General features: G+C 65.5%; 19 protein-coding genes. 1 reads left to right on the top strand and 18 read right to left on the bottom strand.

Going from position 1 to position 22,231, the window contains the following annotated elements:
• Position 1: 1 nt before the first annotated feature.
• From NE609_RS17700 to NE609_RS00755, 18 genes are all read right to left on the bottom strand, one after another.
• The gene (locus NE609_RS17700; protein WP_256151400.1) at positions 2–997 is read right to left on the bottom strand and encodes a radical SAM protein; all 996 of its coding nucleotides are present in this window, start codon (positions 995–997) and stop codon (positions 2–4) included.
• Complete coding sequence (gene rnc, locus NE609_RS00835) at positions 994–1,692, bottom strand: ribonuclease III (RefSeq protein WP_101550901.1); 699 nt, start codon at positions 1,690–1,692, stop codon at positions 994–996. Before rnc ends, NE609_RS17700 begins: the two co-directional genes overlap by 4 nt.
• Before the next feature lies 1 nt (position 1,693).
• Entirely contained in the window at positions 1,694–2,716 is a 1,023-nt protein-coding gene (plsX, locus tag NE609_RS00830) for a phosphate acyltransferase PlsX (RefSeq protein ID WP_256151399.1), read from the bottom strand.
• A gap of 2 nt (positions 2,717–2,718) precedes the next feature.
• Positions 2,719–4,038: a methylenetetrahydrofolate--tRNA-(uracil(54)-C(5))-methyltransferase (FADH(2)-oxidizing) TrmFO gene (gene trmFO / locus NE609_RS00825; protein ID WP_256151398.1), complete on the bottom strand. Its 1,320-nt coding sequence runs from the start codon at positions 4,036–4,038 to the stop codon at positions 2,719–2,721.
• Positions 4,035–6,158 carry a type I DNA topoisomerase gene (gene topA / locus NE609_RS00820; RefSeq protein WP_121585721.1) on the bottom strand — a complete coding sequence of 708 codons (2,124 nt, stop codon included), beginning with the start codon at positions 6,156–6,158 and terminating at the stop codon, positions 4,035–4,037. The genes trmFO and topA overlap by 4 nt, the downstream gene beginning before the upstream one ends.
• A 72-nt stretch (positions 6,159–6,230) precedes the next feature.
• Entirely contained in the window at positions 6,231–7,481 is a 1,251-nt protein-coding gene (dprA, locus tag NE609_RS00815; protein WP_256151397.1) for a DNA-processing protein DprA, read from the bottom strand.
• Positions 7,482–7,503: 22 nt separating this feature from the next.
• Positions 7,504–8,301: an RNA methyltransferase gene (locus tag NE609_RS17695; RefSeq protein WP_121585724.1), complete on the bottom strand. Its 798-nt coding sequence runs from the start codon at positions 8,299–8,301 to the stop codon at positions 7,504–7,506.
• 71 nt (positions 8,302–8,372) lie between these two features.
• On the bottom strand, positions 8,373–8,726 hold the full coding sequence (gene rplT / locus NE609_RS00805; protein ID WP_101550913.1) for a 50S ribosomal protein L20: 354 nt from the start codon (positions 8,724–8,726) through the stop codon (positions 8,373–8,375).
• A 26-nt stretch (positions 8,727–8,752) separates the two neighbouring features.
• Complete coding sequence (gene rpmI, locus NE609_RS00800; protein ID WP_101550915.1) at positions 8,753–8,956, bottom strand: 50S ribosomal protein L35; 204 nt, start codon at positions 8,954–8,956, stop codon at positions 8,753–8,755.
• The gene (gene infC, locus NE609_RS00795) at positions 8,949–9,503 is read right to left on the bottom strand and encodes a translation initiation factor IF-3 (protein WP_243107394.1); all 555 of its coding nucleotides are present in this window, start codon (positions 9,501–9,503) and stop codon (positions 8,949–8,951) included. Before infC ends, rpmI begins: the two co-directional genes overlap by 8 nt.
• 194 nt (positions 9,504–9,697) lie before the next feature.
• Complete coding sequence (gene addA, locus NE609_RS00790; RefSeq protein WP_256151396.1) at positions 9,698–13,228, bottom strand: helicase-exonuclease AddAB subunit AddA; 3,531 nt, start codon at positions 13,226–13,228, stop codon at positions 9,698–9,700.
• Positions 13,221–16,547, bottom strand: a complete 3,327-nt coding sequence (locus tag NE609_RS00785) for a PD-(D/E)XK nuclease family protein (protein ID WP_256151395.1) — start codon at positions 16,545–16,547, stop codon at positions 13,221–13,223. Before NE609_RS00785 ends, addA begins: the two co-directional genes overlap by 8 nt.
• 167 nt (positions 16,548–16,714) lie before the next feature.
• Positions 16,715–17,242 carry a 2-oxoacid:acceptor oxidoreductase family protein gene (locus tag NE609_RS00780; RefSeq protein ID WP_121585731.1) on the bottom strand — a complete coding sequence of 176 codons (528 nt, stop codon included), beginning with the start codon at positions 17,240–17,242 and terminating at the stop codon, positions 16,715–16,717.
• The gene (locus tag NE609_RS00775) at positions 17,242–17,997 is read right to left on the bottom strand and encodes a thiamine pyrophosphate-dependent enzyme (protein WP_101550925.1); all 756 of its coding nucleotides are present in this window, start codon (positions 17,995–17,997) and stop codon (positions 17,242–17,244) included. Before NE609_RS00775 ends, NE609_RS00780 begins: the two co-directional genes overlap by 1 nt.
• The gene (locus NE609_RS00770; protein WP_256151394.1) at positions 17,997–19,070 is read right to left on the bottom strand and encodes a 3-methyl-2-oxobutanoate dehydrogenase subunit VorB; all 1,074 of its coding nucleotides are present in this window, start codon (positions 19,068–19,070) and stop codon (positions 17,997–17,999) included. Before NE609_RS00770 ends, NE609_RS00775 begins: the two co-directional genes overlap by 1 nt.
• 40 nt (positions 19,071–19,110) lie before the next feature.
• Positions 19,111–19,317 (bottom strand): 4Fe-4S binding protein, encoded by a 207-nt coding sequence (locus NE609_RS00765; protein WP_101550929.1) that lies wholly within the window; start codon positions 19,315–19,317, stop codon positions 19,111–19,113.
• 40 nt (positions 19,318–19,357) lie between these two features.
• The gene (locus tag NE609_RS00760; protein WP_256151393.1) at positions 19,358–20,038 is read right to left on the bottom strand and encodes a cobalamin biosynthesis protein CobQ; all 681 of its coding nucleotides are present in this window, start codon (positions 20,036–20,038) and stop codon (positions 19,358–19,360) included.
• Positions 20,039–20,260: 222 nt separating this feature from the next.
• The gene (locus NE609_RS00755) at positions 20,261–20,464 is read right to left on the bottom strand and encodes a hypothetical protein (protein ID WP_121585735.1); all 204 of its coding nucleotides are present in this window, start codon (positions 20,462–20,464) and stop codon (positions 20,261–20,263) included.
• Between the two features lie 228 nt (positions 20,465–20,692).
• Here NE609_RS00755 and putP point away from each other — a divergent pair, with 228 nt between their 5' ends.
• The gene (gene putP, locus NE609_RS00750; RefSeq protein WP_121585736.1) at positions 20,693–22,183 is read left to right on the top strand and encodes a sodium/proline symporter PutP; all 1,491 of its coding nucleotides are present in this window, start codon (positions 20,693–20,695) and stop codon (positions 22,181–22,183) included.
• Positions 22,184–22,231: the final 48 nt, after the last annotated feature.

Below are 22,231 nucleotides of genomic sequence, written 5' to 3'. Positions count from 1 at the left end.
GTCACACTTCCTTTATCTCGATCGCGAGGCCTGAGAGCCTCCCGTCCGGTTCTATCTTTACATGATACCCTAATTTCCCCAGTTTTTCAACGGTGCGCGCCCCATGCCCCGTAATTTTTGAGAGGCTCCGGGGGCCGACCCGCAGGAGGTACTCCCCCTCCGGGCGTCCGGCGAGCAGAGCCTCGGCACGCCGGCGCATCGCCTCCCCCTCGCAGAGCTCGCGGAACGCCGGGTGGTAGGGCCCGGCCAGCCGCTCCCGCTCGAGGGAGTCCTGCGCGTGCAGGCCCATGCGGATGACGCGGACGCCCTTCCCCTCAAAGAATTCGAGCAGCCGCGCCCCGAGCGAGACGGCCTCCTCGAGCGTCTGGGGGCGGTAGGCCCCCGCGCGCCAGAGCGCCGCGAGCCCCGTCCCCTCCATCACGACCGTCGGGTAGACCCGCACCGTGTCGGGAGCGCACGCGGCCAGGCGCTCCGCGGTCATGAAGTCGCGCGCCTCGTCCGAGCCGTAAAGCCCCGTCATCATCTGGAGCCCCAGCTCAAAGCCCGCCTCCCGCACGAGCCCTGCGGCGCGCTCCACGTCGTCGGCGGTGTGTCCGCGCAGGTTCTGATCGAGCACCCCGTCGTCCATACTCTGCGCGCCGAGCTCGACCGCGGTCACCCCATACCGCCGCAGCAGGCCAAGCGTTTCCCCGTCGACCGCGTCTGGCCGGGTGGAAATGCGGATGCCCCGGAACGCGCCGCCCACAAAGGGGGCGGCAGCCTCGAGCAGCTCGAGCATGTAGTCCCGGCCGATGGCGGTAAAGCTGCCGCCGAAAAAGGCGATCTCCGCGTCGGTGTCCGTGCCCGCGAGCGCGCGGGCCGATTCGGCGCAGAGCGCCGCGACCGATTTCCCCGTCGGGGCCTCCCGCGCGCCCGAGATGCTTTTCTGGTTGCAGAAGCTGCACTGCCTCGGGCAGCCGGCGTGGGGGACGAAGATCGCGAGGTTCGCGTGCCTCACGGGCACTCGCCCATCAGCCGCAGCGCCTCGCGGGCGGCCGCCTGCTCGGCGCTCTTCTTGCTGCCGCCGCGCCCGCTGCCGATCACGTTGCTGTTGAGGTGCACCTCGACCACAAAGGACTTGTTGTGGTCGGGGCCGGATTCCTCGACGAGCACGTAGGAAAGCCGCTCCTCGGGGTTCTTCTGGATGATCTCCTGGAGCATCGTCTTGTAGTCGGTGAAGGCGAACTCGTCCCGGTGCTCGAGCGTGTCCACGACGAAGCCGAGTACGAATCTGCGCGCCGGTTCAATCCCCCCGTCAAGGTAGATCGCCGCGAGCAGCGCCTCAAACGCGTCGGCCAGAATCGATGGACGGGTGCGCCCCCCCATCATCTCCTCGCCGCGTCCGAGTTTGAGGTAGTCCCCCAGCGAAAACTGCCGCGCGAACTCGCAGAGGGATTTTTCGCACACCATCGCCGCACGCAGCTTGGTGAGGTCCCCCTCCGCGAGGTGGAAGGTGTGGAAGAGATAGTCGGAAACGATGATCGAGAGCACCGCGTCCCCCAAAAACTCCTGCCGCTCGTTGCTCGAGAGGTTCTTCTTCATCTCGTTGGCGTAGGAGGAGTGGGTCAGCGCGATGTCGAGGTATTTACGGTTCTGGAAGGTGTAGCCGATCCGCTCCTCAAGCGGGGCCGTATCCTTTACATGTGCTTCCATCTCAGCCCTCCGTCCGGTTGTCCGCGGCGTTCGCCCGGAGCTGCGCGAGCGCGTCGCTGATCTCGCCGATCACGCCCCGCTCGGTGTACTCCTTCGCCTGCCGGATCGCGTTTTTGAACGCCTTTGCGTTCGAGCTGCCGTGCGCCTTGATGACCGGCTTGGAGATGCCCATCAGCGGCGCGCCGCCGTACTCGGTGTAGTCCATCTTCTTTTTGAAGGAGAGCACGCCCTTGCTCAGAAAGACCGCGCCGATCTTGGAGGCCGCGTTTTGGAAGAGGATGCCCTTGAGCTCCTTCGAAAACCAGGAGCCCAGCCCCTCGGTCAGTTTCAGCACGACGTTGCCGACGAACCCGTCCGCGACCGCCACGTCGCATTTGGTGAAGGGCAGGTCGCGCGGCTCGATGTTGCCGACGAAGTTAACCGGCGCGTGCTGCATCATCCGGTAGGCGTCGATCTGTAACTCGAGGCCCTTATTCTCCTCCGTGCCGATGTTGATGATGCCGACGCGCGGGCGCTCGATCCCCAGGACATGCTCCATGTAGGCGCTGCCCATGATGCCGAACTGCACGAGCATCTCGGGGCGGCACTCGGCGTTCGCGCCCATATCAAGCAGCATGTAGCAGCCGTCCTGCGAGGGGATGACGGTTGCGAGCGCGGCGCGCTTGATCCCCTTGATCCGCTTGACGAAGAGGGACGCGCCCACGACGATCGCGCCCGTGCTGCCCGCCGAGACGAAGGCGTCCCCCTCGCCCGAGGCGAGCATCTTCATGCCGACCGCCATCGTGCAGTCGTCGTACGACTTGACCACCTCGGTCGGGTCGACCTCCACCGGGATGACCTTCTCCACGTCGGTGATCGAGATGCGGTCGAGCGGGATCCGGTTCTTTTGGCACACCTCGCGGATGGTTTTTTCGCTTCCGCAGGCGATGATGTCGACGCCGTACTCCTTCACGGCCATGGCGCAGCCCCTGAGGACCTCGAGCGGCGCGTTGTCTCCGCCGAAGGCATCCACGATGATTCTCATGATTACAAGACCTCCTGTTCTTCCCGCAGGACCTCCCGCAGGTGGCCGAGCCCCCGCTCGGCGATCATCTGGTAACGCTGCTGCTTGTCCCGCACCCGTTCGCCGAGCGGGGGCAGCAGCCCCATATTGCAGCCCATCGGCTGGAACTCGGCGACGCTTTCATCGCTGATGTAGGCGCACAGCGCCCCCGACATCGTGTCGCGCGGCAATTCCAGCGGAGGCAGGCCGCGCAGCCTGCGCGCAAGCTGCTTCCCTGCTAGGATTCCCGACATGGCCGACTCAATATACCCCTCCACGCCGGTAATCTGCCCCGCAAAGCAGATTCTTTCCTCGCTCCGCAGCCGAAAGGCGCCGTCCAGCAGGCGGGGCGAATCGAGGAAGGTGTTGCGGTGCATCACGCCGTACCGCGCGAATTCCGCGTGCTCGAGCCCCGGGATCATCGAAAAGACCCGCTTCTGCTCCCCGAATTTGAGGTTGGTCTGGAAGCCCACAAGGTTGTAGAGGCTCCCCTCCCGGTTCTCCCGCCGCAGCTGCACCACCGCCCACGGGCGGCGCCCGGTGCGCGGGTCGCGCAGGCCGACCGGCTTGAGCGGCCCGTAGCGGATGGTGTCCGGACCGCGCCGCGCCATGATCTCGATCGGCATGCAGCCCTCGTAGACCTTCTCCTCCGGGCGGTCGAAGCTGTGCAGCGGCGCGCCCTCGGCGCTTAACAGCGCGTCGTAGAACCGTTCGTACTCCTCCTTCGTAAAGGGGCAGTTGATGTAGTCGTCCTCCCCGCGGCCGTAGCGCGCCGCGAAAAAGACCCGCTCCCGGTCGAGCGAATCGAAGGTGACGATCGGCGCGGCCGCGTCGTAGAAGCTCAGCGACCCGCCGCAGCGCGCCTCGATGTCGGCCGCGAGCGCGTCTGAGGTGAGCGGCCCCGTCGCGACGATCACATCCCCCTCTTCGGGGATCTTCGCCACCTCGCCGGGGACGACCTCGATCAGCGCGTGCGCGCGCACGCGCGCCGTCACGAGCGCGGAAAACGCGTCCCGGTCCACGGCAAGCGCGCCGCCCGCCGCCACGCTCGTTTCATGAGCGCAGGCGACGACCAGCGAACCCATCATGCGCATCTCTTCCTTGAGCATCCCCGCCGCCGAGCCGATGCGCTGGGCCTTGAGCGAGTTGGAGCAGACAAGCTCCGCGAAATTTTCACTGTGGTGCGCGGGGGAAAACCTTTGCGGCTTCATTTCGTGGAGCCGCACCGGGATTCCGGCGTTCGCCAGCGCCCACGCGGCCTCGCAGCCGGCGAGCCCCGCGCCGATGACCGCGACCGGCGTCATTCCTCGTCCGCGTCCCCGGCAGAGGACTTCCCTTTCACCGGCCGCGCATAGTCGCAGCCCTCCTTGAGGCAGTGGATGAGCGCGCCGCGCCCCGTCTTCTGGAAGAGGGCCGCGCCGCATTTGGGGCAGGGCTCAGAGAGCGGTTTGTCCCACGTCATGAACTTGCATTCGGGGAAGTGCTCGCAGCCGTAGTAGCCCTTGCCGTTCTTCGACTTTTTGGCGAGCACCTTGCCGCCGCACACGGGGCAGAGACCGCCCGTCTCCTTGACGATCTTCTTGGTGTTGCGGCACTCGGGGAAGCCCGGGCAGGCGAGGAATTTGCCGAACCGGCCGGTCTTGATGACCATCTTGCGCCCGCACAGCTCGCAGACCACGTCGGTCTCCTCGTCGGGGACCTTGACGCGGGTGCCCTCCATATTCTTTTCCGCCGTCTCAAGCGTCGTTATGAAATCCCCATAGAAGCCGTCGAGCACCTGGGTATAGCTCTCCTTGCCCTCCTCGACCTCGTCGAGGCTCTTCTCCATGTTGGCGGTGAAGTCAATGTCGACAATCTTGGAGAACTGCTCCTCCATCAGCTTGGTCGTCACCTCGCCCAGCGCGGTCGGCTTGAGGGCCTTGCCCTCCCGCTCGACGTAGCCGCGCGCCAGGATCGTCGTGATCGTCGGCGCGTAGGTGCTCGGGCGGCCGATGCCGTTTTCCTCGAGCGTCTTGATGAGGGAGGCCTCGGTGTAGCGCGCGGGCGGCTGGGTGAAGTGCTGGTTGGGGGTGAGCTGCTTGAGGGCGAGGGCGCTGCCCGTCTCAAGCGGCGGGAGCGCCGCGGAATTCTCCTCGTCGGAGTCCTTGGCCTCCTCGTAAAGCACTGTAAAGCCGTCAAACTTTACCGTAAAGCCGGACGCCTTGAACAGACAGTTTGCGGCGTTAATGTCGACTGCCACGGTGTCGAGCAGGGCGTTGGCCATCTGGCTGGCGATGAACCGCTCCCAGATGAGCTTGTAGAGCTTATACTGCTCGGCGCTGAGGTCCTTCTTGACCTTTTCGGGCGTGAGGGTCGGATCGGACGGGCGGATCGCCTCGTGCGCGTCCTGCGCGTTCTTCTTGGATTTGAAGACGCGGCGGGTCCCCGGCAGGTACTCCTTGCCGTAGGTCTCGGTGATGTAGGCCTTGGCGATGTCGGCGGCCTCGTCGGAGATGCGCAGGCTGTCGGTACGCATGTAGGTGATGAGGCCGGTCGCGCCGATCCCCTCGATCTCGATGCCCTCATAAAGCTCCTGCGCGATCTTCATTGTGCGGCGGGACTGGTAGCCGAGCCGCCGGGAGGCCTCCTGCTGGAGGGTCGAGGTGATGAAGGGCGGCGCGGGGGATTTTTTGCGGACCCCCTTCTTAACGTTGCCGACGGTGTAGTCCGCCCCGTCGAGGGATTCGATGATCTTTTTCGCGCTCTCCTCGTCCGGAATGCCGGCGAGCTCGAGCTTTTTGCCGTCGATCGAATAGAGCTTGGCCGGGAAGGGCTTTTTCGCATAGCCCTTGGCGGCGAGCAGCGCGTCGATGGACCAGTATTCCTGCTGCTTGAAGGCGCGGATCTCCTCCTCACGGTCGAGGATGATCCGCACAGCGACCGACTGCACCCGCCCGGCCGACAGCCCCTTGCGCACCTTGCGCCAGAGGAAGGGGCTGATCTTGTAGCCGACGATGCGGTCGAGTATGCGGCGCGCCTGCTGCGCGTCCACGAGCTTTTCGTCGATTGTGCGCGGGTGCTCCATGCCGTAATGCACGCCGCTCTTGGTGATCTCGTTGAAGGTGACGCGGTTCTGCTCCTTCATGTCGACGCCGAGCATCTGCGCCAGGTGCCAGGAGATCGCCTCCCCCTCGCGGTCCGGGTCGGTCGCGAGATAGATGGCGTCGCTCTTCTTGGCGGCCTTTTTGAGGTCCTTGATAAGGTCCTCCTTGCCCTTGATGTCGACGTACTGCGGCGCGAAGCCGTTGTCCACGTCGACCCCCAGCTTGCTCTTGGGCAGATCGCGGACATGTCCCATCGACGCGACCACCTCAAACCCCTTCCCGAGGTATTTTTTTATCGTTTTCGCCTTTGCGGGCGACTCCACGATGACAAGATTGGACAACTTGTAACCATTCCTTTCCCGGGGAAGCTCCCCTCTATCAATAAACGCGCTCACGCGCAGTCAATTCCAGTTTCATTCCGGCGCCCCGGCCAGGTACCTGCCGCCCGGAAGCGCCCGCACCAGCCCGAAGAGCTCCAGCTCGGTCAGGGCCGCCAGCGCCTGCGCGGCGGTGAGCCCCGCGCGCCCGGCGAGCGGTTCCGCGCCCTCCGGCAGATCGCCGAGCGCGGCGTAGAGGCTCCTGGCCTCCTCCGAGACCCCCAGCTCCCCGAGCGCCGCCTCTCCGGGCCGTTCGGCCGGTGGGACGGCCTCCTGCGCCACCATGAGCGGCAAAGCCTCCCCCATGGACGGGCGCGGCACCTTGCGCGGACCGTTCAGGGGCTGCGGATTTACATCCTGCCCGGCGGCACGGATCTTCCGCACCACCGTATGCGCGTCGATCCCGGCCGGGAACCGGCCGATATACTCCTCCAGGATGCTGTAGACGTTCAGAACGAGCTTGGCGCCGTCCTTGATGAGCCGGTTGCACCCGGTCATGCTCGGGTCGAAAATCTCCCCCGGCACCGCGAAGACGTCCCGGTTCTGATCCAGTGCGTGGCGCGCGGTGTTGAGCGCGCCGCTCTGCTTGGGGGCCTGCACCACCACGACGCCCGCGGAGATGCCCGCGAGCAGCCGGTTGCGGATGTTGAAGTTGTAGCGCTGCGGGCGTTCCCCAAAGGGAAACTCGGTCATCAGCACGCCGCCCTCGTCGAGAATGCGCCGCTTGAGGCCGCGGCTTTCGCTCGGGTAGTCGATGTCGAGCCCGCAGGCGAGCAGGCCGACCGAGCGCCCGTTGGCGGCGAGCGCCCCGTCGTGGGCGGCGTAGTCGACGCCCACCGCGAGCCCGCTGGCCACGGTGCAGCCCGCCGAGGCGAGGTCATAGGCGAGGCGTCTCGCGCACTGCTCGCCGTAATCGGTCGAGGTCCGCGTCCCCACCAGCGTGAGGACCAGCTCCTCCCGCAGGCCGCGCAGGTCGCCCAGTACATATAATACACACGGCATACCGTCGATATTTGTCAAAGCCTCGGGATAATCGGGAGAATCCGGGGTGATCACGGCGCACCCGCACCGGCGGGAGAGGCGCAGGTTCTCCTCCGCCTTCCGAAGGTCGGCCGAGCGGATGCGCTCGATCTCCTTGGGCGCGAAAATCCCCGTGGCGCGCAGCTCCTCCTCGCTCATGCGGTAGAGCTTCTCGGGCGCGCCGATCTCCCGGATCACCCTGTCCGCCTTGATGCTGCCCGCGCCGAGCGCCTCCTGCAGCCAGATCCAATAGAGGCCGTCCGCCATGCCGCGCACCCCCGAAATCAGTCTAACGGTACATTTCCCACAAAAAGACCCCCGCCGCCATCGCGGCGTTGAGCGATTCGCTGCCCGGCTCCATCGGGATGACGAGGCTTCCGGTGCAGCGGCCGATCACGCCGTCCGCCAGCCCGCCGCCCTCGTTTCCGATCACGACCGCGCAGCCGCCCTCGCCGAGCGAGACCTCCCGGAGGGTCTTCGCGTCCCGCCGCAGGGCGGCCGCCCACACGGGCACGCCCGCTGCTTTCAGCGCGTCGATCCAGCCCCCGAGGTCGTCCGTCACCGCGGCGGGCACCCGGAAGACGCCGCCCATCGACGCGCGCAGCACCTTGGGGCTGTACAGGTCGGGGCAGTCGTCCGAAAGGAGGACGCCGCCGACCCCGAATGCCGCCGCCGTGCGCAGGATGGTGCCGAGATTTCCCGGGTCCTGCAGCGAGGAAAGCAGGAGAAATTTGCCGTTACTGCTTATTTTAACAGGTTGCGTCCCGTTGTCAAGCATACGGAAAACGCCGAAAACGCCCTGCGGGCTGACCGACTGGGCGAGCTTGTCCGCCACGGCCGGGGTAATGCGGCAGAAGGTTTCCGCCGCGAGCGCAATGGGCGAAAGGGTGTCGAAAGCGCTCTCGAACGCCTCCTCGGCGGCGAAGAGCTCGACGGGAAAATACCCCGCCGCAAACGCTTCCCCGGTGAGCTTGGCCCCCTCGGTCACGAAGAGTCGCTCCTCATACCGCGCCCTGCGGGAGCCCGCGAGTCGGACATACCGCTTGACGGAAGGGCTCTGGCGCGAAGTGATCTCCTTTTCTGCCACGGCGGGTACCTCCTTCCCCTACATACAAAAGATACGCCCGCGCGAATGCGCGCGGGCGTATGCGGTTCCTATTAAAGGGCGGCCTTCGCCTGTTCGACGAGCGCGGTGAACGCCGCGGCGTCGTTGATCGCAATCTCCGAGAGCATCTTGCGGTTGAGCTCCACGCCGGCCTTTTTGAGGCCGTTCATGAAGGTGCTGTAGTTGACGCCGTTCATGCGGCAGGCCGCGGAGATGCGGGTGATCCACAGCTGGCGGAAATTGCGCTTTTTCTGCTTGCGGCCGATGAAGGCGTAGTTGCCCGACTTCATCACCTGCTGTTTGGCCATTTTAAAGAGCTTGCTCTTGGCGCCAAAGTAGCCTTTGGCAAGCTTCAGTGTCTTTTTCCTTCTCTTACGGGTCATCATTGCGCCCTTAACACGAGCCATATCTATTTACCTCCGTCTTATTCCGATTATTTGTAAGGAACGAGCAGCTTGATCGTCGCCACGTTGGTCTTGTCGGCGTAAGCGCCGCGGCGCAGGCGACGTTTGCTCTTGGCGGTCTTCCCGTGCCCGTTGAGCAGGTGGCTCTTGTAGGCGTGCGCACGTTTCACCTTTCCGTTCTTGGTAAGCTTAAAGCGCTTTTTGGCACCGGTGTGGGTCTTCAGCTTAGGCATTTTTGTTTCCTCCCTTAATATTGGTTGCGGGCTTCGGCGAAATAAACATCACCATGCTGCGGCCCTCGAGCTTCGGCTGTTTCTCGACGTTGCCGACCTCGGCCACCGCTTCGGTGAAACGCTTCATGATGCTCGTCCCCAGCTCGGGATGCGCCATCTCGCGGCCGCGGAATCGCAGGGACGCCTTCACCTTATCCCCGCCCTCAAGGAACTTGATGGCGCGGTTCACCTTGGTGTTGAAATCGTTGGTGTCGATGTTCAGCGAGAGGCGGACCTCCTTGATTTCGATCACCTTCTGATTTTTCCTTGCTTCCTTCTCCCGCTTCGCCTGCTCGAACTTATACTTGCCGTAGTCCATGATCTTGCAGACGGGCGGCGTGGCCTGAGGAGCGATCTTCACGAGGTCAAGGTTCTTTTCGATCGCCATGTTCTGGGCCGTCGCAAGCGGCACAACGCCGAGCTGTTCCCCCTCCGTGCCGACCAGACGCACTTCCTTGTCCCTGATCTCCTCATTGATGAGCAATTCCTTGCTGCTAATACGAAACACCTCCAAAGCCTTTTTTGCATTGAATTGAAAACGAGCGTGGGCAGAAACCGCCCACGCTCGTAAAATCAACCACAGTCTCCCCCGCAGGGGAAATCGCTATTGACCAGCCGCCCACCGGCGGCGAGGTGAGAACAGAAACTGCTCTACTTTGTTTACCGAATTATGATACCACGCGCATGCGCGGATGTCAACCCCTAAATGATGATTTCCTTTGACAGCGCGAAGGAATAGAGCACGCACTCCCTGACCGGCATGCCCAGCGCGTCGCCGAGCACCTTCCGGTAGAGCTCAAGCTGCACCCGGTAGCGTTCGACCAGCTCCGCGGGCGTCCTGACATGGTCGGTCTTGTAGTCGACGATCACCGCGCCGCCGTCTTCCGCGAAGACGCAGTCGGCCACGCCCTGGACTGCCGTTTTTCCGCCCGCGTCGAAGAGGTCGGTATACGCCCCGAGCGTCTCCCTCCCCACCTCGGCCAGAAAGCGCAGCTCCCGCCACACCCTGTCCGCGCGGAAGATGCGCCCCGCCAGCGGCGAGCGGAAGAACGCCGCGAGCTTTCCCGCGTCGATGGCGTCCGCCTCCTGCCGGGAGAGGAAGCCCTCCCGCGCCATCCGTTCGAGCTCGGCGGCGACGTCCTTTGCCGCCGCGCGGTAGTCGGAAAACTGCATGAACTTGTGGAGCGCGCTGCCTCGCTGCGCGGCGGTGAGCCCCCGCTCCTGCAAAAAGGCGGGCCGTCCCGCGAAGCGGTAGCTTTTGGCGAGCTCTCCCTTGGAGATCTGCGAAACCGCCATCTTGGTGGGGATCCGCGTCTCGGGCGCGAAGGGATAGCGCCAGGCGAGCCGCCGCTCCAGCGCCCCGGTGAGCGCCGGGTCGGGCGGGGGCGGCGTCTCCTCCGCCGTCTCCCCCGCCGCGGGCGGGTCGCCCCCAACGGGCAGGACGGCGGCCGAAAACGCGGCCTGCGCCGGAACGGCGCCGGCCTCGACGCCGTACTGCGCCAGCAGTCCTGCCGCGCCGGGGTGGTGGACCGCCGCCATCAGGACCCAGTCGAGATAGCTCGCCGCGCCGCGCACCTGGTAGGGCGGCAGCTTGCCGTTCCCCTCCGGCGCGCAGGCCAGCCCCGCGAGCTTCTCCCCCGGCCTGATGAGCGTCCCGGTCAGGATGAGCCGCTGCTTGGCGCGGGTGAGCGCCACATAGAGCACCCGCAGCTCCTCCGAGAGCATCGACCGCTCGATCGCCAGCCGCAGCGCCTGCATCGGCACGGTGGAAAACTGCGTCTGCAATTTGGGATCGCGGCGCACGCAGGCAAAGCCCAGCTCGGTGTGCAGCAGGGTCGTGCCGTTCAAATCCTGACGGTTGAACTGCTTGGCGCAGTCGCAGAGGAAGACGACGGGGAATTCCAGCCCCTTCGAGCGGTGGATGCTCATGATCCGCACGACGTCCGCCTGCTCCGACAGGCTCGCCGCAGGCGCGAAGTCGCCTCCCCGCTCGATCAGCCGGTCGACGAACCCGACGAACCCCGAAAGCCCCCGGTAGCCGCTCGCGTGGTAGTCGCAGGCGTACTGCACGAGCAGCAGCAGGTTCGCGCGGCGGGAAGCGCCCATCCGCATCACCTGCGCCTTGGCAAGGCAGCCGCACTCGTCGTAGACGCGGCGGATGACCGCGTCGGCGGTCGCGCCCGCCGCGAACCGCCGCAGCCGCGCGAGCGTCCCGCAGAATTCCAGGCAGTGCGCGTCCCCCTCTCCGGCGCGCCTCTGCACCGCCGTGTAGAGGGGCGCGCGCCGGTCGGCAAGGCGGATATGCGCCATCTCGTCGGCGGTAAAGTCGAAGAGGGCGGACATCATCGCCGCCGCGAGGTCGACGTCGAGCAGGGGGTTGTCGATCACCCGCAGCAGCGCGACGACCGGCGCGACCTCCTTCGAGGTGAGAAAGCCGCTCTTCGGCTCCGCCCAGACGGGCACGCCCCTCTTTTGCAGCGCCTCCAGATAGGTCTGCGCCCGTCCGGAGGGGGAGCGCAGCAGGATGCAGACGTCCGACGGGCGGATCTTCCGCAGGGCGTCCCCCTCCGCGACGAGCTCCCCGCGCTCGAGCATCCCGGCGATCTCATCGGCGACGTAGTCCGCCTCGACCTGCGCGCGGGTCCGCTCCCCCGCGTAGCCCGTGAGGTCCAGAAGGCGCAGCCCGCATCCGGCGGGCGTCCCCTCGGGGAAGCTCCTGCCGGGGATGAGCGCCTCCTCCTCGTTGTAGTCGATCTCCCCGATCTCCTCGCTCATGAGCAGCGAAAACAGGAAGTTTACCCCGCCCGTCACCTCCGGCGCGCTGCGGAAGTTCTTCCCGAGCGTGATCTTCGCCGGGAACTGTTTGCCGTCGTAGGGGGCGTAGCGTTTTTTCTTCTCCATGAAGAGCTCGGGGCAGGCCTGGCGGAAGCGGTAGATGCTCTGCTTGACGTCCCCGACGAGGAAGAGGTTCCGCTCCTTCTGCGAGACGGCCCGGAAGATGATCTCCTGCGCCGCGTTGGTGTCCTGGAACTCGTCGACGAGTACCTCGTCGTAGCGCTCCGACACCGCCCGGGCGAGCGGGGTCTTGACGTACCCCTCCCCCGCGGGCCGCACGAGCAGCGCGATCGCGTACTGCTCCATATCGGAAAAATCCATCAGGTTTTTCTGCCGCTTCTGTTCGGTGAACGCCCGGTCGAACGCCTCCACCAGCTCGAAGAGGGTCTCCACCATCGGGCGCAGGTCGGCGACGTCCTCGGAGAACTCGGCCGCCGTGGCGCAGAACTGCCGGTCCCGCAGCGTCTCGACGATTCCCCGGACGCTCTTGCGCAGCGCCTGCGCCGCCCCCTTGCGGGGGTCGTCCCCCCGGACGGGGCGCAGCTTCTCAAAGACGAAGCTCCCCAGCCGCTTGCAGGTCCCGTCCCAGTCGCGCGCCGCGACCGATTCCCGCACCCGTTCGAGCTGCCGCAGGTCGGCCCGCAGCGCGCCGCCGTAGGCGTTCGAGAGCGTCTCGTCCTCCTCCACGAGGGACAGCGCGCGCCCGCAGAGCGCGCAGGCGTGCCCGAGCGCGTCGGCGGCGTAGCCGAGGATGCACTTGCCCCAGATCGAATCGGCGACCGGCACCCCCTCATTATAATAGGAGTGCTTCGCCTCCATCCAGCCGTGGTAGAAGGGATGGGAGCGCACGAAGTCGTAGAGGGAGAAGAGGGTGGTAAAGACGCGGCTGTCGTCGCGCCCGGTGCTGAGCAGCTCGACGAGCCGGGCAAACCGCCCGCCGTCCTCCCGCGCAAAGAACTCCTCCACCACGCCGCGCGCGCAGTCCCGCCGCAGGACCTCAAGCTCCTTCTCGTCCCCCGTGCGGATGTTGGAGGCGATGCCGAGCAGCTGGAAATTCTGCCGGATAAGCTCGCTGCAAAAGGCGTGGATCGTGCTGATCTGCGCCCGCCCGAGCAGCAGCTGCTGGCGGCGCAGGCGGGCGTTTTCGGGGTGTTCGGCGGCCAGCGCCGCCACCCTCGCCATGATCCGCTGCTTCATTTCGAGCGCCGCCGCGTTGGAAAAGGTCACGACGAGCAGCCGGTCGGCGTCGACCGGCTGCCCGGGGTCGAGGATGCGCCCGACCGCCCGTTCGACGAGCACCGCCGTCTTGCCCGAACCCGCCGCCGCCGAGACGAGCACCGTCCCGCCGCGCGCTTCGATCGCGTCCCGCTGCCGGGGGGTCCACTGACGCTCAGCCATCCGCCTCATCCCCTTCCATCGCCTTGAGCGCGGCCGCGCGGTCCAGCTCCGCGAGCTTTCTCACCGCGTCGGAATCCTCATGCCCGCAGACCGCGTGGTAGTCGCACCAGTCGCACGGCCGGTAGTCGCTCAGCCCGTCGACCGGCGCCGCGTCGATCTTCCCGCCCGCGAGGCTGTCCGCCAGCTCAATGAGCAGTCGCTCGACCTGCCGCCGGATGGTCCCCATCTGTTCGAGGGTGGCGAGCTGGCTGTGCGCGTCGAAGGAGCCGTCCTTTTTCGTCCTGACGGGGATATAGAGCCCCGCGAGGCCCGGCTCCATCGCCGAGAGGACCTCCCGGTCCTCGAGCAGGATGCCGTTCATCCGCAGGCGTTTTTGCTGTTCCGCGCGCACCTCGCCCTCCGTGGCGCCCCGCTCCGCCGAAACGACGCTGTCGCGCGCGGGCATGTAGAGCACGCCCGCCGGGACCGCGCCGCCCCCGGGCGCGTTCTCGCAGATCGAAAAGAGGTAGATGAGCATCTGCATGTTGAGCCCGTAACAGACGTCCGAGAGGTTGAAGCTCTTGTGTCCCGATTTGTAGTCGACGACCCGCACATAGCGGACCCCCTCCCGCTCGAGGACGTCCATCCGGTCGACGATCCCCTCGACGATCACCCGCGTGCCGTCTGGGGCGCGCAGGTCGAGGGGCTTCATCTCCGCTTCGAGATTGATCGGCAGCTCGAAGGCCGCCGGCTCAAACTCGCTCTGGGCGAATTCCATCGCCAGCCGCCGCAGCAGCCGCACAAGGGTGCCCACCAACCGCCGGAAGAGGTACCGGAAGCGCGCGGGCATCTCGTCGAGGTTTGCGATCTTGGCGGAGAGGTCCGTCTCGATGATCTCGGTGACCTCCCGCTCCAGCCGCGCGTCGTCGAGCGCGGAAAGCCCGCGCCCGCCGTATTTTTTCACCATCTTTTCGAGCACGAGGTGGATGAGGGAGCCCGACTCGATCGGGTTGAACTCCACCCTGCGGCGGGGGCTGATCCGCAGGCCCGCCTTACAGAAATAGGAAAACGGGCACTGGTAATACTGCTCGGCGCGCGACGGGGAGATGCGCACCTGCGCGCCGAAGAGGGCGCGCGCCGCCGCGCGGTCTCCGATGGAAAATCCCCTCGTCCCGGCGCACCGCGCGAGCGCCTCCATCCGCGCGGGCTCCCGCGCGGAAAACCACGCGCGCAGGGACGCCTCGGCGGGCGTCCGTTCCCGCCAGCCGCGCGCCAGCTCGTCAAAGGCGGTGCGCTCGTTGGCCACCCGCCCGAGCGGCCCCTCCAGAGAGGACTCCACCGGGCATCCGGTCAGCGCGCGCACCCGGTCAAGCGCGGACGAAGGGGCGAGCGCCGCCCCCGCCGTATCCCGCAGCGGCCAGCTGACGCACAGCCGCTCGGACGCCTGTGTGAGCGCAAAATAGACATAATACCGCTCGAAGAGCGCCGTCTGTCCCGGCGTGCGCAGCAGGTCCACCCCGCGCGCCTTGAGCAGGTCGCGCTCGGCGGCGGAAAAGATGCCCGCCGACGTCTCCCAGCGCGGGAAGACCCCCTCGTTGAAGCCGATCACAAAGACGGCGCGCGGACTGTCCGGCCGGATGCGGTCGGCCGCGCCGACGATCACCTGGTCGATCGTCTGTGGGATGAGCCCGATGTCGGCGGCGGAAATCCCCATGCGCAGCAGATCGATCAGCCGCCCAAGCGGCAGGCGCACGTCGGCGAGCGCCCCGCCGAACACGTCGAGCAGGCCGAGCAGCGCCTCCCACACCTGCGCCGACATCTCAAGGAAGCGTTTCTGCTCCCCTTCCTCCATCCCGGCGGCGGCCTCCTGAAGGTGCTCCGCCGCCTTCACCCGCTCGAACCACCCGAACGCCGCCGCGGCAAAGCCGCGCCCGTCGCAGTCGGCAAGCTCGCGCCGCAGCGTCACGAGCGGGCCGACCAGCTTTCGGCGGGTCTCGTTGATCCGCCCCAGCCGTTCCGCCTGCTCCTCGGTGAAGCCCTCCGACATCCCGTCGGGGTTGTTGGTGAAGTCCGCCCGCCACGCCGCGTCCGAGACCCCCCAGACGAAGCAGTAGTTCTCCAGTTCCCCCGCTTCGGCCGGGCCGATGCCGGTGACGCAGTTTTTGGCGAGCGCGAGCAGGTGTTCGGAATGGAACCCGCTGCGCGCCGCGTCGAGCGCGGCCAGCAGCCCCGCCGCGAACGGGTGCACCTGGATATCGGCCCGCAGATCGGCGAAGAAGGGGATCTCATAGCGCGTGAAGACCGTCTCGAGCGGCACGAGGTAGCGGTCGAGGTCCCGCCCGATCACCGCGATGTCACGGTAGCGGCAGCCCTCCTCCCGCACGAGCGCGCAGATGCGCGAGGCGACGAACTCCAGCTCGTCGTAGAGGTCCTCGCACGCGGCGAGCTTCACCCCCTCATGCGTTTCGCACCCCTCGGGCGCGGCGTCGGAAAAGGCTACGGCGATGTGCGCGAGCGCCGGCCGCGCGAACCGCCGGGGCTCCCGCAGGACGACCGGCGCCGCGACGGGGACCCCCGCCGCCTTCGCGTCGCGCACCAGCCGGTTGGCGGTCTGCGCGGCCGCGGCGAACGCGCCCGTCTCGTCGGCGCAGGAAAGGCCGTCGCAGGGCAGCGCCGCCCACACCGCCGGGCTCCCCTCCAGAATCCGTCCGAGCAGCTTCCACTCCGCGCCCATGAACGCCATGAACCCGTCGATAAAGACGCTGTACTCCGCGAAGAACCCCCGCCCCTCGAGCTTCCGGCAGGCGCGGCGCAGGCTGTCGTCCGGGTCGCAGTAGCCGCGCTCGATCAGCGCCTGGTAGGCGTCGAAGATGAGCGCCACGTCGGAGAGCTTGTCCCGCAGGTCCTCCGACGCGTCCGCCGCCGCGGCGCGCAGTGTTTCGGGGTCCGCGCCCGCGGTCTTGAGCTCGCCGACCGCCTCGCACATCGTGGCGGCGAACGCAGCGCCCGAGACGTTTTTGCGGTAAGCGCACAGCTCTCCGCCGATCTCGCCGAGCGCGACGCTCATGAGCAGCACCTTGGCCGTCTCGTCGAGGTGCACCCCCGCCAGCCCGCCGTACTCCCGGAAGATCCGGTCGCAGAGGCGTGTAAAGCTCAGCACCTCCACAGACAGCGCGTCCTTCGCGCCGAGCCTCCGGTAGAGGGTCTTCTCGCTCTCGAACGAATACTGCTCGGGCACCAGCAGGACCGCCTTTCCGCCGCCGCGCACGCACTCCGCGATCCTCTCGTGCAGCAGCGCCGTCTTGCCGGTGCCGGCCGCGCCCAGAATCAGATGCAGCATCCGTTCCACCTCCATTCATGCTTCCTATTCTACCACAATCCCCTCCCGGCGGACAAGCGGGCGGGGATTTTTCCCGCCCGCGCCTTTTCCCCGGAAATGCCGCGCCCGGCGGGCATGGAAACGGCCCGGAAGGAAATTCCTTCCGGGCCGCGAGTCCGGGCCGCCTCTCAGAGGCTCATGCCCAGCTTGATGGCGCGCATGTTCGGCTCGAGCAGGTGCTGCTTTTTGGGCGGCACGCACTTGGCCACGGCCGCCTCGACCGTCTCCAGCGACGCGAACTTCGCCTCCTGCAGGACCTTGCCGAGCAGGATGTTGTTGGAGAGCCCCTTGAGGCCCTCGGAATCCGCCTTTTCGGTGGCGGGGACGTAGAAGCAGCTGATGTCGGTGCGGTCGCTCTTCTTGGCGATGAGCGAGCTGTCCACCACGGCGATGCCGCCCGGGGCGACCTTGTCGATGAACTTGTCGTAGGAGGGCAGGTTCATCGCGACGAGCACGTCGGGGTTGAGCACCAGCGGGGAGCCGATCGGCTCGTCGGAGATGCAGACCGAGCAGTTGGCGGTGCCGCCGCGCATCTCGGGCCCATAGGAGGGCAGCCAGGAGACGTATTTGTCCTCGATGAGCCCGGAATAGGCCATGATCTTGCCGGCGAACAGGACGCCCTGGCCGCCGAAGCCTGCGAGCAGGATACTCAGCATTACGGACGCACCCCCTTCTCCGTCTTATCGGTGTAAACGCCCAGCGGGTAGTAGGGCATCATGTTGTCACGCAGCCACTGGAGCGCCTCCGAGGGGGTAAGGCCCCAGTTGGTCGGGCAGGCGGAGAGCACCTCGACGATCGAGAAGCCCTTCTTTTCCACCTGGCATTTGAACGCCTTCTTGATCGCGGCGCCCGCCTTGCGGATGTTGGGGACGCTGTCCACCGAGACGCGCTCGGCGTAGGCCACGCCGTCGAGGGTGGAGAGCATCTCGCACACATGGATCGGGAAGCCGGAGTAGGACACGTCGCGGCCGTAGGGGGTCGTCTGGGTGACCTGCCCGGGCAGGGTGGTCGGGGCCATCTGGCCGCCGGTCATACCGTAGATCGCGTTGTTGACGAAGATGATCGTGATGTTTTCACCGCGGGTCGCGGAGTGGACCGTCTCGGCAGTGCCGATGGCGGCGAGGTCGCCGTCGCCCTGGTAGGTGAAGACGACGCTGTCGGGCAGCGAACGCTTGACGCCCGTCGCGATCGCGGGGGCGCGGCCGTGCGCGGCCTCGATCATGTCGCAGCCGAAATAGTTGTACGCCATGACCGAGCAGCCGACCGGCGCGATGCCGATCGTGCGGCCTTCGATATCGAGCTCGTCGAGCGCCTGCGCGACCAGCTTATGGATGATGCCGTGGGTGCAGCCGGGGCAATAGTGGGTGCTGACATCCAGCAGCGCGTGGGGTCTTTGATAGACGACGGCCATTACCGGTCACCTCCTGCCATTTTTTCGATTTCGGAGAGCACCTCGGCGGGGGTCGGGATGACGCCGCCGGTGCGTCCGAAGAAGGATACGGGCGCCCTGCCGTTCACGGCGATGCGCACGTCGTCCACCATCTGGCCCATGCTCATCTCGACGCTCAAAAACGCCTTTGCGCCGCGCTCGGCCGCCTTTTCGATCGGCGCGTACGGATACGGCCAGAGGGTCAGCGGGCGGATAAGACCGACCTTGATCCCCTTTTCCCGCGCGGAGTTGACCGAGCTGCGGACGATGCGGGAGGTCGCGCCGTAGGCGACGACGACGTATTCCGCGTCCTCCATGAGGTACTCCTCGCAGCGGGTGTGCTTCGCCTTGACCTCCTCATAGCGCTGGAAGCGCTCGAGGATTTTGGCTTCCAGCTCCTCCGGCTGGAGGTAGAGGGAGTTGACGATGTGGTGGGCGCGCTTGTGCTGGTGGCCGCTGGTCGACCAGCCGCTCTTGTCGTAGGTCTTGACCTGCTTTTCAGGGAAGGAAATCGGCTCCATCATCTGGCCGAGCATGCCGTCCGCGAGGATCATCGCGGGCATACGGTAGCAGTCGGCGAGGTCGAACGCGTCAAACACCATGTCGACCATCTCCTGGATGGAGGAGGGGGCGAAGACAAGCACGTGCAGGTCGCCGTGGCCGGGGGCGCGGGTGGACTGCCAGTAGTCGGCCTGGGAGGGCTGGATGCCGCCGAGCCCCGGGCTGCCGCGCTGGACGTTGACGATCAGGCAGGGCAGGTCGGAGCCCGCCAGATAGGAGATCCCCTCGGATTTGAGGGAGATGCCCGGGGAAGAGGAGGAGGTCATGGCGCGCACGCCCGCGGAGGCCGCGCCGTAGACCATGTTGATCGCGGCGATCTCCGACTCCGCCTGCATATATGTACCGCCGATCTTGGGCATCTTTTTGGCCATATACGCCGCGACTTCCGTCTGCGGGGTGATGGGGTAGCCGAAGAAATGGTGGCAGCCCGCCTGGATCGCCGCTTCCGCGAGCGCCTCATTCCCCTTCATTAACATTTTTTGCGTGGATGACATAACTTCACTGCCTTTCGTGGATCAATTCTGTTTGAGGCCGCTATTTCTCAACGGTAATTGCACAGTCGGGGCACATCGTCGCGCACATCGCGCAGCCGATGCAGCTCTCCATATCCGTCACGGTAGCGGGATGGTACCCTTTTCCGTTCAGTACCGATTTATCCAGAAAAACGATCTTCTTCGGGCAGACTTCCACACACAGGCCGCAGCCTTTACAGATGTCACGGTTCACCGTCATCTTCGCCATTACAAAAACACCTCCTTAACTCTATACCGCCGTGGGGCCTCTAGACTTCCCACGGTTTTTTTACATAAATATCCACCGGATAGATCTCCCGGCCGGGCAGCTTCTCCCCCACCTCGGCGGCGAGCTTTTTCCACGCCGTCGTGCAGAGCACGGGGATGCCGTACCGCCGCGCCGTCTCCTCGGCATATTCCGCCGACGAAACGATGTCGCCCGCCGTCGTGATGTCCGCGAGGTTGGAATTGTTGACCACCGCCGTCACCTTCAGCCGGGCCTTCCGCTCGATCTCCCCGAGGATCTCGGCGGCCTCCTCGCTCGTCCGGGTGAGATAGCGGTAGGCGTTCACGACGTAGAGCATGTCGCATCCGCCCGCCTCTCTGATCATGGCGCTGTAGCGGCCGAGCGCGGCCGCGCCCGCGTCGTCGCCGCCCACGTCGATCACCAGCGTCTTTTCCGATTCGATGACGGCGTCCAGGCGCCCGTCGAGGGCGGGCACGTCGAGGTTGGACCGCGCGTAGACGGGCGCGATCAGCCCGATCCCCTTCTCCTCCAGCAGCGCGCCGAAATCGGCGCTGCGGAAATAGGGGTTTACAATGTCGAGGTCGACGAGGATCACGTCCCGGCCGGCGGCCTTCAGGTCCACCGCGAGGTTGACCGAAAAATTGGTCTTCCCGCTGCCGTAGTGGCCGACGACCACGACGATCCGTTTGAGATTGGTCAGCATAGGCGCTCCCTTCTGCGAAAGCGTTAAGTTTGATTATAGCATTCTGCATGATTATTCACAAGGCAACGAAAGAATTTCCAGCTTTTCCACAAATGCGCTTTAAAATACTGCATCAATAAAGTATGAAATGTACAAAAACGATTCATGCAAAAGCAACTGGAAAAAGTATATAAAAAAACCTTCCCGCAATCCGGGAAGGTCGTGAAAATCGTCCCTAAATTGCTACTTTTTCTTCTTTGCGGACAGTACGACATAGATAATAATAAGGATTACGGATACCACAAGAAGCCCGCCCATAATCGGCAGGAGCATCCCGGAACCGTCGCCCGTATTCGGAATGAGCGCGAAAGAAGGGGTAGCGAGGCAGACCGCACAGAAAAGCGCGGCCAGCATCGAAGCGATTCTCTTGGAAATCCGGTTGAACATATGCCAAAAGCCTCCGAAAAGGTAGTAAAGACTGCATTGCCCTGATAGATTCTAATTATACGCATATTTTCCCCGCTGTCAACAGAAATTCTGCAACTTTTGAAATCCGCCCTTGCATTGAATTGGGGAATTTTGTATAATAATGGGTAAGTTTTGCAGCTCATCATTGCGGCAATGAGCGAAAGCGCCCCATCCGACATCCAAGCACGAAAATGAGGAGGAACCGCCATGCAGCTTGACATCGGCATCCTGATCGCATTCATCATCTATTTCGCCCTGATGGTGTGGATCGGCTTCTACTTCTACCGAAAGTCCAACAACATCTCCGACTATTTCCTCGGAGGCCGGAGCCTCGGGAGCTGGGTCACCGCGCTGAGCGCGCAGGCCTCCGACATGTCCGGCTGGCTGCTGCTCGGGCTTCCCGCCGCGGCCTTCTGGTCGGGGCTCTCCGCCGCGTGGATCGCCATCGGCCTCGCGCTCGGCACCTATTTCAACTGGAAGCTCGTCGCCGTGCGCCTGCGCAAGTTCACCTACGTCGCCGACGACTCGATCACCATCCCGCAGTATCTGCAAAACCGCTTTTGCAGCAAGTCCACCGCGATCCGCAGCGTCTGCGCGGTGATCATCTTCGTCTTTTTCCTCGTCTACACCGCCTCCGCCTTCAGCACCGGCGCGAAACTCTTCCAGTACGTCTTCCACTTCGACTACGTCGTGGCGCTGACCGTCGGCGCGGTCATCATCATCTCCTACACCTTCCTCGGCGGCTTCCTGGCCGCCTGCTGGACCGATTTCATCCAGGGGATGCTGATGTTCGCCGCGCTCATCATCGTGCCGGTCGCCGCCGCCTTCACCACCTCGGGCATCTCCCCCGAGCTGATCGCGGGCTTCGGAGGCCCCAACTACCTCAACCTCTTCGCCGACGCGTCCGGCAGGGTCGCGCTCGTCACGATCGTCTCTGGCCTCGTCTGGGGCCTCGGGTACTTCGGCATGCCGCACATCCTCGTGCGCTTCATGGCGATCAAGGACAGCTCGATGATCAAAAAGAGCCGCATCATCGCGATGGTCTGGGTGCTCATCTCCCTTTGCGCGGCCGTCTTCGTCGGCATCGTGGGTATCGCCTTCCTCGGCGGGCGGGGCGTCTACGCCGACGTGGGCGCGGCGGAGGTCATCTTCATGGACCTCGTCACCCGCCTCTTCCCCGGCTTCATCGCAGGAATCCTGCTCTCCGCCATCCTCGCCGCCGCGATGAGCACCGCCGATTCCCAGCTGCTCGTCGCCGCCTCCGCGGTCTCCAACGACTTCTACAAGGCGCTCTTCCGCAAGAACGCCTCCGACAGGGAGCTCATGTGGGTCTCACGCACCGCCGTCATGGTGATCGCCGTCGTCGCCTACCTGCTCGCGCTCGACCCGAACAGCTCGGTCATGGGGCTCGTCTCCTATGCGTGGGCGGGCTTTGGCTCCTCCTTCGGGCCGGTCATCCTGCTCTCCCTCTTCTGGAAGCGGCTGACCATGAAGGGCGCGGTCGCCGGCATGGTGGTCGGCGGGCTGACCGTCGTGCTGTGGGAAAACGTCCCCGTGCTGGCGGCCACCGGGCTCTACTCCCTCGCCCCCGGCTTCGCCCTCGCGCTCGCCGTGATCGCGGCCGTCTCCCTCCTCGACAGGGAGCCCTCCAAAGAGGTCCAGGACCTCTTCGAGCGCGCGAAGGCCGCGCGGATCTGACTTCACAAAAGCCCCGGGAACGCGGCGCGTTCCCGGGGCTTTTTCTCT

Origin of the sequence: Anaerotruncus sp. DFI.9.16, assembly GCF_024461615.1 — a bacterium.
Lineage (GTDB): Bacteria > Bacillota > Clostridia > Oscillospirales > Ruminococcaceae > Anaerotruncus > Anaerotruncus massiliensis.
This window is presented reverse-complemented; position numbering and strand designations above follow the sequence as displayed.